The sequence below is a fragment of the Sphingomonas kyeonggiensis genome (genome assembly GCF_014204495.1).
Taxonomy (GTDB): Bacteria; Pseudomonadota; Alphaproteobacteria; order Sphingomonadales; family Sphingomonadaceae; genus Sphingomonas; species Sphingomonas kyeonggiensis_A.
The window spans coordinates 370,604-383,327 of the sequence record NZ_JACHLN010000003.1 but is presented as its reverse complement, the minus strand read 5'-3'; the positions used below and the strand labels follow the sequence as shown (position 1 = coordinate 383,327).

Below are 12,724 nucleotides of genomic sequence, written 5' to 3'. Positions count from 1 at the left end.
AACAGGGCGCCGAGGCGCCGGCAGAGAGGCGGACGGATCGCGAGGGGATTGATACGTCCGCCCGCCTCTCTTCTTTCATTATAGAGGCCGGGAAGGGGCCTCCCAAACGCCTGCCCCTCAGGAATTCCCCTATGCGCCGGTGCCCGTGTCCGTGCCGGTGTCGGTATTGGTGGCGGGCGCGTTGCCGATGCGGATGAGCTTGCTCGAATCCACTTCGTTGCCGTTCACCGTCACCAGCACCGAGCCGTTGGCGAGCTGGACGTCGTTGACCACGCCGATGCTGTGCACCGTGGTGTTGGTGATCTCGGTGCCCGAGGCGTCGAGCGCCTTGATCGACAGCGAGTATTTGCCGGAGGGCATCTCGGTTCCGGTCGAGGTCAGGCCGTCCCAGGCGAGGGTGCCCTGATCGCCCTTCACTTCCACGGTGCGCGTGTCGACCACCTTGCCCGAGGCATCGGTGATCGTCGCGACGACCGACGTGGCGGTGCGCGGCGTCGTCCAGCTCCACTGCGCGGCCTGGGTGTCGCTCAGGCCCGCGACCGGCGAGTCCACTTCCACCGCGCGCCCGATCAGCGACGAAGCCTGGGTCAGGTTCTGCGTGCCGAGCGTCGACAGGATGTCCTTGAGCGTCGAGGTCTGCGCCATCGATTGCTCGACCTGCGAGTACTGCACCAGCTGCTGGGTGTACTGGCTGGTGTCCATCGGGCTCAGCGGATCCTGGTTCTGCATCTGCGTGGTCAGCAGCTTCAGGAACATCGTGAAGTCGGCGTTCAGCCCGGTGCTGTTCGCGGTCGCGGTGCTGTTGGTCGCAGCCGTATTGGTCGTGTTGGTGACGGTAGTCATGCTGGTGCGCTCCTAGGCGAGGAGATCGACCTGCCCGTCGCCGCGGATGCTGCGATAGGCGGTGTCGTTGGTGTCGGTTTCGTCAGTGCCGGCAAGCTGGTTGCCGGAGGCGTTCTGGCCCTGCTGCTGCTGCGATTGGGCGTTGCCACCTTCGCTGCGGCTCTCGAAGCGGAAGCTCTGCGCGTCGGTACGGATCCCCGCCTGGTCGAGCGAGCGGCCGAGGTCCGGCATGTCCTGGCGGAGCAGATCGAGCGCATGGGCGCTTTCCGCGCGCACCGTGGCGTGCAGCTTGCCGCCATCGTCGAACGACAACGTCACTTCGACCTTGCCGAGATTGTCCGGGCTCAGGCGGACGCGCAGCGTATCCTCGCCGGCCTCGACCTTGCGGGCGATCTCTACACCCATCTGCTGGCCGAGATGGCCGGGCCGGGCAGCGACGACCGGCTCCGCTGCGACCGCCGCGGGAGCGGTCTGGGCGCGAGCAGGATCGGTGGCGGCATGTGTGGGCGCGGCATGCGACGGGGCGGCGTCCGGGCGCAGCGTGAACGCAGGCGCCTGGCCGCGCTCGTCGCTGCCGGCTGCATTGTCGTTCTTGCCCTGCTTGCCCGTGATGGCGGAGACCGCGCTCGAGGCCTTGTCGGCCACGGTTGCGGTATCGGCGCCGGGTGCGTCGGAAGCAGCGGCGTGCGCGGCATCGGCCTTGCGGCCACCGGTCGCGACTTCGCCGATCTGGCGCGTGGCTGTGGGTTGCGGCTTCACCGCGACTTCCCCGCGTACCGGCGCCTGGACGATCGCGACTGCGGCGATGTCACCGGCCACGGGCGCGGCATCCGGCGTTGCGGCGGGATCGATCTCGCCTTGCTTCTCCGCACCGTCGGTCTGGCGCGAGCCGCGCTTGACCGGAATCTTTGGAGCGTCGGCGGGCTGCTCGGCCTGGACTTCGCCCTCCGCTTCGCCCTGCGTCTTGGCGGGTACGACGGTCTCGGGTGCAGGCTCGGCGAGCACGGGCTTGGAGCCGGCTGCGGGCTTGGCATCGACGATCGGCGCGGGCGGCTTGTCACCGGTCGGAGCCGGGGCCGCGGGCTCCGCCGTTACCGGCGTCGCAACGGGTACCGGCATCATGTCGGTTTCCGGCTGCACCTCGGTGGGCAACTGTACCACCGGCGCGGTTGCGGTCGGGACCGCAGCGTCAAGCGGGGCTTCGGGCATCGCCACGGCCGCACCTGCCGTTGGCGCCAGCGGCGCGGCAGTGGTGAGCAGCTGCGCCATGCTCAACGGCGTGGCGGGCGCAAGCGTGTCGTTCGCGGCGAGCGGCGGCGTGAGGCCGGCGGCCGGCTGTGCGGCGGGGTTCGCCGGCGCGCCGAGCAGCGCCGCGAAGCCGATGCCACCGGCTGCGGGAATGGCGCCTCCTGCGCCGAACAGACCCGTAGGAGACCCGATCGTGTTTATCTGCATTCAGGCGCCTCATGGGCGGGCATCTGGGCCCGCAATATTCCTTATAGAACGGTCTCGGCCACTAGGGTCGGGACCTCATCCAATTGTCCCGAGCGCACGGATGCGGGCGCGGGAATGGATCTCGTTCTGCGACAGCACGACGGTGGCCGGACGGACGCGCTCGATGATCGAGCGGACGAACGGGCGGATCGCCGGGCTGGTCAGCAGGCAGGGGATCTCGCCGTCCTGCGCCAACCGGTCATAGGTCTCGCGGACGTGCTGGATGAACTTGTGCAGCGAGCTCGGCGCCATCGCCAGCTGGCGGTCGTCGCCCTGGCCCAGGATGCTCTCGGCGAATTCCTGGTCCCATTCGGGCGACAGGGTGACGACGGGGATCGCCTCGCCGCGGACCTGCGACGCGCTGATCTGGCGTGCCAGGCGCGAGCGGACATGCTCGGTCATCTGGGTCAGGTTGCTGGTCAGCGGCGCAGCCTCGGCGATGCCCTCCAGGATCGTCGGCACGTCGCGGATCGAGATGCCTTCGCTCAGCAGGTTCTGCAGGATGCGCTGCACGCTCGAGATCGAGACCTTGCTGGGCACGATGTCCGCAACCAGCTTCTCGGAGTCCTTGTGGACTTCGGTCAGCAGCTTCTGCGTTTCCGAATAGGAAAGCAGATCAGCGATGTTGTCCTTCACCAGCTCGGTCAGGTGGGTGGTGATGATCGTGCCGCATTCGACCACGGTCAGCCCGCGGAAGCTCGCCTCGTCGCGCAGCTCGCGATCGATCCAGAGCGCGGGGAGGCCGAACACCGGTTCCGTGGTCGTCTCGCCGGGCAGGCCGGCCGGGCCGCCGCCCGGGTTGATCATCAGCAGCTTGTCGATGCGGATCTCGCCGCGCGCGGCCTCGGTTTCCTTGATCGTGATGACATATTCGTTGGGCTTGAGGCCCATATTGTCGATGATCCGGACCGAGGGGAGGACGAAGCCGAAGTCGGTCGCCATCTGGCGGCGCAGCGCGCGGACCTGGTCGTCGAGGCGCGGCTCGCGCTCGGCCTCGTTGATCATCGGCAGCAGCGCATAGCCGATCTCGATGCGCACCGCGTCGATCGCCAGCGTCTGCGAGATCGGCTGCTCGACCACGGCGGCGGCGGCCTGCTCCTGCGCGACGGCGAGCTTCTCCATCGCGGTCTTGGCGGCGGCGTTCCTGCTCATCTTCCACGCGGCGAAGCCCGAGGCGGCCGAGAAGATGGCGAAGGGCAGGAAGGGCATGCCCGGCATGATCGCCAGCGCGCCCATCAGGAACGAGACCATCCCGAAGGCCTTCGGGTAGCGGCCCATCTGCTCGCTGAGCGCCGAGCCGGTCTTGCCCTTCACGCCGCCCTTGGAGACGAGCAGGCCCGCGGCGATCGAGATGATCAGCGCTGGGATCTGGCTGACCAGGCCGTCGCCGGCGGTCAGCACGGTATAGGTGTGGAACGCCTCGCCGATCGGCACGCCGTGCGAGACGACGCCGATCGTCAGGCCGACGACGATGTTGACCGCGGTGATCAGCAGGCCGGCGATCGCGTCGCCCTTCACGAACTTCGAGGCACCGTCCATCGCGCCGTAGAAGCCGCTCTCGGCTTCGACTTCGGCGCGGCGGGCCTTGGCCTGGTCCTCGTTGATCATGCCGGCCGACAGGTCGGCGTCGATCGCCATCTGCTTGCCGGGCATCGAGTCCAGGCTGAAGCGCGCCGCGACTTCGGCGATGCGCCCGGCACCCTTGGTGATGACGACGAAGTTGATGACGATCAGGATGATGAAGATGGTGAGGCCGATGATGACCTCGCCGCCCATCAGGAACTCGCCGAACGCTCCGATCACGCCGCCGGCGGCATCATGGCCTTCATGGCCGTGGGTCAGGATCAGGCGGGTCGAGGCGAGGTTGAGGCCGAGCCGCAGCATCGTCGCGACGAGCAGGATCGTCGGGAAGGCGCTGAGCTCCAGCGGCTTCTCGATGAACAGCGCCGTCATCAGGATCATCACCGAAACGGTGATCGACAGGGCGAGGCCCAGGTCGAGCAGCCAGCCCGGGATCGGCAGGATCAGCATCGCGATGATGGCGATCACGCCGACAGCGAGCGCCATGTCGCGGTTGGCGCCGATCCTCTGCATGAAGTTCACGATAACGGGAGGCATTCTGCTCTCACTTTATTTGGGGTCAGCGTGAAACGGCTCAGGCCGCGGGCGGCACGGCGATGCCGCCCTCGATGAAGGTGCGCAGCTTGTTGCGCATCGTGCGCACCGAGATGCCCAGGATGTTCGAGGCCGAGGTGCGGTTGCCCTGGCAGCGCTCCAGCGTGCCGAGGATCAGCTCGCGCTCCACCTCTTCCACCGTGCGGCCGATCAGCCCGTTCACTTCGATGCGGCCATCGGCGACCGAGGGTAGCGACACGATCGCTTCCAGCGGCGAGCCGTCGGCGCGGGTCAGGTCTTCCGCCTCGATCCGCTGGCCACGGGCCAGCAGCGCGGCACGGTGGATGCACTCGCGCAGCTCGCGGATGTTGCCCGGCCAGCCATAGGCGCGCAGCACCGCGATCGCCTGCGGCGAAAGCGGGCGGGCGGGCAGGCCGTCCGCCTGGGCGAACTCTTCCATGAAATGCTCGGCCAGCCCGGCGATGTCATCGCCATGCTCGGTGAGCGGCGGCACCCCGATGCGGGCCAGGCTCAGGCGGACGAGCAGGTCCTCGCGGAAGCTGCCGGCTTCCACCGCCAGTTCCAGGTCCATGCTGGTCGAAGCGATCAGCCGTGCCTCGAAGGGCACGTCCTCTTCGCCGCCGAGACGGCGGAAGCGCTTCTCGATCAGCGCGGCGAGCAGCCGGGCCTGGGTGGCCGGGGCAAGCGCGCCGACTTCGCGCAGGAAGATCGTGCCGGTGCGAGCACCCTCGAGGCGACCGACACGGCGCGCGGCGGCGCCCGGAAAGGCACCGGCCTCATGCCCGAACAGTTCGGATTCCAGCACGTCGGCGGCAACGCCGGCGCATTCGACCGAGACGATCGGATCGGCACGGCCCGAAAGCCGGTGGATCTCGCGTGCCATCGTTTCCTTGCCGCTGCCCTTGCCGCCGCTCACCAGCACCGGCGAGCCGCTCGGGGCGACCGCGCCGGCCAGCGCCATGGCGCGTTCCAGCACGGGATGGCCGCCGATGCGCACCTGGCTCTGGCGCTCGACCACCGAAGCGATGGCCGCGGCGATCAGTTCGCGCTGCGGGGGCAGGGGAACATAGTCACGGGCGCCGGCACGGATCGCCGCCACCGCACGCTCGGCCGGGGCCGAGATGCCGCAGGCGAGGACCGGCACGACGAAACGCTCGGTGCGCAGGTCGCCCAGAAAGCCGACCACGTCTTCCAGCACGTCGATCATGACGAGATCGGCACCCTGCTCGCGCAGCGTCTCCAGCGCGGGGGCCGGGGCGTCGGCCATGGTGACCTCCGCGCCGGCGCCCTGCGCCAGCTCCGCCGCCCGGCGGAACTCGCTGCCCGGCGCACCGATCAACAACATCCGGATGGGGCCCATGCTCAATTCTCGGCCCGCACGATCTCGGTGAGCGTGACGCCCAGCGCGTTGTCGATGAGGACGACTTCGCCGCGGGCGATCAGTCGGTCGTTGACGAAGATGTCCACCGGCTCGCCGACGCGGCGGTCGAGTTCGACCACGGTGCCGGCACCGAGATGCAGCAGGTCGCCGATCGGCATGCGGGCCCGGCCCAGCACTGCCTGCACCTTGACCGGTACGTCGTGCACGGCTTCCAGGCCTTCGACGCCACCCTGATGGGTGTCCGTGCCGCCATGGGTATCGAAGTCTTCGAACACCGGCGCGGGCTGGTCAGCCGCGGTATCGGTGGGGATGATGTCGTGGGGTTCGATGTCCATGGTCATAATCCTATGCGTTCATCCACTGACGGATCACCGAGGCCGCTTCGGGCGGGCTGGCGGAGATCGCGTCCCCGATGCGCTTGAGCGCGGAGAGCTTGATGCGGCCGTCGACCTGGGCGAGCGCGATCTCCTGATCGAGCTGCGGTACATCGGCCTGGGCCATGTTTTCGAGCTGGGCCATCGCCTCGGTGTCGCCGTCGGCGGCACGCTCGGCGAGCGCGAGCATCTCGGGCGAGTGCGTCGGCAGGGCAGGTGCTGCCTCGGCGAATTCCAGCGCGGGCGCGGGCTTCGGCTTGAGCATGCGCAGCGCCACCAGGCCGACCACCCCGATCACCACCAGCTGGAGCAGGCTCCAGATCCGGTCCATCGGCAGCGACGACAGGAAGCTGCTCGTCGCGTCGGCGGGCGTGTCGTCGGTGTTGAACTTCATGCTCTCGACGACGACGCTGTCGCCACGCTGGGTATCGGCGCCTACGGCATTCTCGACCAGGCGCTGGAGGCGATCGATCTGCGGCTGGGCCAGGCCCTTCTCGCCGCCATCGACCATCACCGCGACGCTCAGGCGCGTCACCTTGCCCGGGGTGCGGACGGTGACCGTCTTGGTCGAGCTGTTGTCGTAGGTCGTGTCTTCCGAAGTCTGGTTGCTGCCCGACTGGCGCGAGGCGCCCGGGGTGTTCGCCGCGCCCATCTGGGCGGCGGGCAACTGGTTGCCGACCGAGGCGGTCTGCGGACCGGCGTCGGTCTCGCGGTTCTGCTCGCCGGTCTCGACGCTAACCTGGCGCGAGATGACCTGCTTGTCCGGATCGTAGACGTTCGATTCCTCGCGCGACTGATCGCGGTCGATCTGGGCCGAGACTTCGGCGCGGACCTTGCCCTGGCCGACGATCGGCGCGAGCAGCGCCTCGATCTCGTCGCGCAGCTTGGCCTCGACGGCCTGCTGGCGCTCGTCGGCGTCGCCGGCACTGGCGGTGCCGGGATCGCCGGCACGGGCGAGCAGCGCGCCGGTCTGGTCGACGACCGAGACGGCGTCGGGCGAAAGCTCGGGGACCGAGGAGGAGACGAGGTAGCGGATCGAGGCGACGGTCTCGCTGGGGATGCGGCCGCGCGTCTTGACGGTGACCGCCGCGGTCGCCTTGCGGCTTTCCTCGGCGAACATCGCGCGCTCGGGCATCACGATATGGACGCGGGCGCCGGCGACGTTCTGGATCGTCTGGATCGATTTGGCGAGCTCGCCTTCGATCGCACGCGTCTCGTTCATCTTGGCGCGGCTGGCGGAAACGCCGAAGGGCTGCTCTTCGTCGAGCACCTCATAGCCGATCTTGCCGCCCAGCTTCTCGCCGGCCAGGCTCATGCGGAGCTCGGCCAGCTTGTCCTGCGGCGCCATGATCGAGGTGCCGTCGGCCGAGAGCTGGAACTCGACATTCTGCGCCTTGAGCTTCTCGGTGATCGCCGAGGCGGCCGAGGGGTCAAGGTCGGTATAGAGGAAACCCATGCTCGGGTTCGAGCCGCGGGTAGCGACGAAGGCGAGGGCGGCGAGCAGCGCAAGCGCCACGCCTCCCATCAGCATCAGCCGCTTGGGCCCGATCTGGCCTACGAGATTTTTGATCGCTTCCAATGTCGCCCCGTGGGTGAGAACTGGTGGGGCGGATGCCCCTTGCGATCATTATAGAGGGGTGGGGGAGGCGGCAGTTTTTGCCGGGGGAAATTTTTGCCTAGTCGGTTGTCCCGGCTGGCTTTCCGCCCTCAATCGCCGTCCAGGCGAAAGCCGGAATCTCGGATGACGGGCGCCGCTTCGCTCTACCTGTCATGCTGAACTTGTTTCAGCATCCAGGGAGCCGCGACGGATATCGTTTGAGGAGAGTTGGACCCTGAAACAAGTTCAGGGTGACGACAGGGTTGGAGGTTCGGCCCCAACCCTGTCTTGAAACAGAAAGCCTAGGCCCCCTTCAGCAGCGTCTCGAGCTCGCCGAGCACCGCCGCGCGCCGCGCCGTGGCGTCGAGCGCCAGCCCGCCTTCTTCCCAGCCGATACGGGCATCGCCCACCGGGATGGTCTCGTCGGGCACCACGATCAGGTTGAGCTTGCGGCGGTCGCGCGACTGGCGGTCGGCGATGCGGCCCTCGATATCGTCGAGCAGGTCGGGGTGGACGCGGATCTGCAGCTCGGTGCCGCGGGCGACCTGGCCCAGCGCGCGGCCGATCGCCTCGTCGATCGCGGCGCCCGGCGCCACTTCCAGCGCACGGCCGGCGATCAGTTCGGCGGCGGCGAGCGCCACTTCGGCGGCTTCGCCGGTAACGCGCTCGGAAACCTGGCCGAAGCGGGCGTCGATGCCCTCGATCCCGGCCTGCAGCGCATCGACGGCGCTCAGCAGCGCCACTTCGCGTTCGTTGCGCGCCTGGGCGAGCCCGGCCTCATAGCCCTGCGCCCGGGCCAGCGCGAGCGCCGACTCCTGCTCGGAGCGGAGCAGCGCCAGCTCGGCACGCAGCGTCGCCACTTCCAGCGTCGCGTCGGGGCCGATCGGCGCGCCCTTGCCCGGCGGGATCGCGAAGATCCGGTCGAAGCCGAAGCGCTCGACATTCACATGGGCGTGCATGCTCATCGTATCGGTTCCTTAGATGATCATCGCGTCGTCGGACTTGGGATCGACGAGCAGGATCTCGCCGCGGTCCGCCAGGTCCTTGGCCAGGCGCACCAGCGCCGACTGTGCTTCCTCGCAATCGCGTGCACGGACCGGGCCCATGCCCGCCATGTCCTCGCGCAGCAGCTTCGATGCACGCTCGGTCATCGCGCCGAAGAACAGCGTCTTCAGGCTTTCCGGCGCACCCTTCAGGGCCAGCGCCATCTGGCGCTTGTCGGCGCTGCGGACGATCGCGGCGATTGCCGGCGGCAGCAGGTTGCCCAGGTCCTCGAAGGTGAACATGAGCGCGCGGATCCGCTCGGCGCTTTCCGGCGCCTTGTTGTCCAGCGCGTTGAGCATCGCTTCCTCGGTCGAGCGGTCGAGCGAGTTGAACAGCTCGGCCATCGCCTCGTGCGGATCGCGCTTCTGCGAGCGCGACAGGTTGGTCATGAACTCGCTCTTCAGCGTCTGCTCGACCTGGTTGATGACTTCCTTCTGCACCGTCTCCATGCGCAGCATGCGCATCACGACATCGACGGAGAAGTCGCGCGGCAGCTCGGCCAGCACGCGCGCCGAATGGTCGGGGCGAAGCTTGGAGAGGATCACTGCCACGGTCTGCGGATATTCGTGCTTGAGCGCACCGGCGAGGACGCTTTCCGAAACGTTGGACAGCTTGTCCCACATCGTGCGGCCCGAGGGACCACGGATGTCCTCCATGATCTCCTTCACCTTCTCGGCAGGCAGTATACCGGCGAGCAGGCGCTCGGTCGTCTCGTAGCTGCCGTGCATCGACGACATCGAGGCGATCTCGCTGGTGAACTGGACGAGCAGGTGTTCCACCACCGGGGCCGGAATCCGGCCCAGCCCGGCGATGCACGATGACAGCTCCTTCACCTCGTCGGTGGTCAGCTGTTCCCAGATCGGGGCGCCATGATCCTTGCCCAGGGCCAGCATCAGCGCGGCGGCGCGCTGGGGGCCAGTGAAACGCTTGAGTTCGGGCGGTTCGGCAATCGGCGCCATGACGGTCATGATTTTTCGTTTCCCTCGCGAAAAATTTGCGCCCGTACACACGGGTGGGGGCGGCTTTCCCTCTATTATAGGATCGAGGAAGCGAGGCGGAGCGCGATGACGGTTAATTTATCTGGTAGTCTGATCGGCTTAAGTATTCTGACGGGGTCGAGTTCGACGATGACCTCGGCGGTGTCGGCGATCACCTATGACAGCAAGGCCGTGCGCGCTGCCAAGGCGCAGTTCACCACCGCGGCGACGATCGCGCCGTGGAAGAGCAGCGACGAGCTTCCGGTTAACGCCAGCCAGGTTGCGGCGATCACGGCGCTGCGCTCGATCATCACGCCGTCCACCACCGATGCCGGCGGTGCGTTCCTGCCGAAGGACGTGCAGACCAGCTTCACGGCCTATCAGGCGCTCGACAAGCTGCGCGTGCTGGCCGAGACGGCGAGCGCCAAGACCACGTCGGACGCCCAGCGCGCCAACCTCCAGAAGACCTTCCAGAAGGGGCTGGACGAGCTCCAGACCTATCTCAGCACCGCGCCGTCCGATCTGGTGAAGCTCGCCTTTGGCAAGCCGTCGTCGAGCGTCACGACGAACAAGCTCGTCTCCACCAATGTGTACGAGACCGAGGGCAAGGGCCTGGTCAAGACGCGTGCCGAGGCCATTCCGGGCCTGACCGGCAGCGAGCAGTTCTCGATCACGCTGAGCAAGCCCGGCGTCTCGGCGCAGACCGTCACCGTCGATCTGTCGCAGGGCACCCAGCCGCCGACGTTGGACTCGGTCGCGGCCCAGTTCAACGCCGCGATCCAGGCAATTCCCAATTTGAACACCGATGGCACGCCGCAGCTGGATGCCAACGGCAATATCGTGCCGCGATGGAAGTCTACCTTCAAGGTAACCAACGAAAGCGGCAAATGGGGCTTCACGCTTTCGAATCCCACCGGCATCGAGCAAGTCACCCTCGACCAGACCAACGCCAAGGACGCGATCGTCGTCGCGACGGGGCAGACCGCGCTCGACGCGCCCAGCTCGACCCAGCTCTTCCGCTTCGATGATCCCACCGGCGCCAACACGCGTACCGCCATGGGTACGATCCAGGCGCTCGATCGCCAGGCGACCGCGCAGAACGTCGCCGCCGGCAAGACCACGACGACCACTTCGACGACGACTGACCTCGACGGCAAGGTGAAGACCGTCAAGACGTCGACCAGCAACGTCTACGCCAATACCGATGCGGCCTCGGTCGTTACCGACGCGCAGGGCAACAGCTACATTGTCGGCACCACCAAGGGCGACCTGGGCGCGAACCTGTCGGATGGCGACAACAACCTGTTCCTCACCAAGGTGGACGGATCGGGCAATGTCGTCTGGCAGCGCAGCCTCGGCGCGACCGGTTCGTCGACCGGCGCCGCGGTCAGCCTCGCACCCGATGGCAGCATCGTCGTCGCGGGTACTGTCACCGGCAGCTTCGGCGGCGCTTCCACCGACGGCGACATGGTCGTCGCGAAATATGCCGCGAACGGCGACGAGAAATTCTCCACCGTGGTCCGCTCGACCGGCGCGACGCCCGACGTTGCCAAGGCCCTGGCGGTCGGGGCGGACGGTTCGATCTATGTCGGCGGACGCATTTCCAGCGGCAGTGACGGCTTCATCGCGAAGATCGACACCACCGGCAAGATCGCCGAGCGCCGCACTATCACCGGTGCCGGCAGCGACAGCGTCAACGCGCTCGCGGTCGACAATGACGGCAATGTCCTCGCGCTCGTCTCGCATGACGGTACTGCGGAACTGCGCAAGCTCGACGGCTCGTCGCTCGCCACCGATCTCGGCAGCATCAACCTCGGCACCGCCGACGCCCGCGTGCTCGCCGTCGCCGATGATGGCACGATCGGCGTGGGCGGCGCGACCTCGAGCGCGATCTCGGGCAGCCAGGTCAACGGGATCAGTGGCAACCGCGACGGCTTCGTCACGCGGATCGACGCCAATCTGTCGAACGCCAGCACCACCTATATCGGCTCCTCGGCGGACGATCAGATCGACAGCATCGCCTTCATGAACGGCGATCTCTATGCCGGCGGCCGCACCACCGGCGACCTTGCTGCGACCCGTCGCGGTCCGACCGATGGCTTCGTTTCGCGGATCGACGGCACCACCGGAGCGGTGGAAAACACCACTCAATTCGGCCAGGCGTTGCTGCGCACCGAGCCGGTTCGCGTTTCGGCCGATACCGGCGGCGCCAGCGCGGTATCGGCGCTCGGCTATGGCCGGGGCACGATCAACGCCATCGCCTCGAACAAGGTCACCACCCAGACCGGCCTCAAGGCGGGCGACTATTTCTCGTTCAAGGCCGATGACGGCTCGGTCCGCAAGCTCACCATCCTGGCCGACGACACGCTCCAGTCGATCGCCACCCGCATGCAGGGCATGCTCGGCGCGTCCAAGGCGACCGTCACCGCTACCGCGGTCGACGGCGTCCAGCAGCTGCGCATCACGATGAAGCCAGGGCACCAGCTGCAACTGCTGGCCGGCACCGGCGACAGCGACGCGCTCGCCAAGCTCGGCATAGAGCCGCAACGGATCTCGACCCAGGCGGCGGTCTCGAGCAGCGCGCCCAAGGTCCGTCCGGGGGGCAGCTTCGGTCTCGACCTGGGCGAGGGGCTCAGCCTGAGCAACCTCGACATGGCCAAGGTCGCGCTCGGCAAGATCAAGGACGCGATCTCCATGACGCAGACCGCCTATCGCTCGCTCTATTGGGATGATTCCAAGAGCAACGTCATCAACGGCACCAAGAGCAATTCCGCGACCGGCACCGAGAGCACCGCGATCGTGAATGCCCAGCTCGCAAATTATCAGGCGGCACTCGATCGCCTGAACAGCTCCACTCCTTCTTCATACGGGTTCTGAT

At 67.6% G+C, this 12,724-nt stretch carries 9 protein-coding genes; 1 reads left to right on the top strand and 8 read right to left on the bottom strand.

From position 1 onward, the window contains the following. Positions 1 to 129: 129 nt before the first annotated feature. The 8 genes from HNP52_RS16060 to HNP52_RS16025 all read right to left on the bottom strand — a co-directional run bounded on the left by HNP52_RS16060 (position 130) and on the right by HNP52_RS16025 (position 9,837). Positions 130 to 843: a flagellar hook assembly protein FlgD gene (locus tag HNP52_RS16060; protein ID WP_184168641.1), complete on the bottom strand. Its 714-nt coding sequence runs from the start codon at positions 841 to 843 to the stop codon at positions 130 to 132. Positions 844 to 855: 12 nt separating this feature from the next. Further along, positions 856 to 2,298 (bottom strand): flagellar hook-length control protein FliK, encoded by a 1,443-nt coding sequence (locus tag HNP52_RS16055; RefSeq protein ID WP_184168640.1) that lies wholly within the window; start codon positions 2,296 to 2,298, stop codon positions 856 to 858. Between the two features lie 75 nt (positions 2,299 to 2,373). Beyond that, positions 2,374 to 4,455: a flagellar biosynthesis protein FlhA gene (flhA, locus tag HNP52_RS16050; RefSeq protein ID WP_184168639.1), complete on the bottom strand. Its 2,082-nt coding sequence runs from the start codon at positions 4,453 to 4,455 to the stop codon at positions 2,374 to 2,376. 37 nt (positions 4,456 to 4,492) lie between these two features. Beyond that, positions 4,493 to 5,818 carry a sigma-54 dependent transcriptional regulator gene (locus HNP52_RS16045; protein ID WP_184168638.1) on the bottom strand — a complete coding sequence of 442 codons (1,326 nt, stop codon included), beginning with the start codon at positions 5,816 to 5,818 and terminating at the stop codon, positions 4,493 to 4,495. A 17-nt stretch (positions 5,819 to 5,835) separates the two neighbouring features. Beyond that, positions 5,836 to 6,189, bottom strand: a complete 354-nt coding sequence (fliN, locus tag HNP52_RS16040; protein WP_184168637.1) for a flagellar motor switch protein FliN — start codon at positions 6,187 to 6,189, stop codon at positions 5,836 to 5,838. Positions 6,190 to 6,199: 10 nt separating this feature from the next. After that, positions 6,200 to 7,807, bottom strand: a complete 1,608-nt coding sequence (fliF, locus tag HNP52_RS16035) for a flagellar basal-body MS-ring/collar protein FliF (protein WP_184168636.1) — start codon at positions 7,805 to 7,807, stop codon at positions 6,200 to 6,202. Positions 7,808 to 8,127: 320 nt separating this feature from the next. Continuing rightward, the gene (locus tag HNP52_RS16030; RefSeq protein ID WP_184168635.1) at positions 8,128 to 8,790 is read right to left on the bottom strand and encodes a FliH/SctL family protein; all 663 of its coding nucleotides are present in this window, start codon (positions 8,788 to 8,790) and stop codon (positions 8,128 to 8,130) included. Positions 8,791 to 8,802: 12 nt separating this feature from the next. Beyond that, positions 8,803 to 9,837 (bottom strand): flagellar motor switch protein FliG, encoded by a 1,035-nt coding sequence (locus HNP52_RS16025; protein WP_184168634.1) that lies wholly within the window; start codon positions 9,835 to 9,837, stop codon positions 8,803 to 8,805. 159 nt (positions 9,838 to 9,996) lie between these two features. Here HNP52_RS16025 and HNP52_RS16020 point away from each other — a divergent pair, with 159 nt between their 5' ends. Next, positions 9,997 to 12,723 (top strand): hypothetical protein, encoded by a 2,727-nt coding sequence (locus HNP52_RS16020; RefSeq protein WP_260396185.1) that lies wholly within the window; start codon positions 9,997 to 9,999, stop codon positions 12,721 to 12,723. Position 12,724 lies beyond the last annotated feature (1 nt).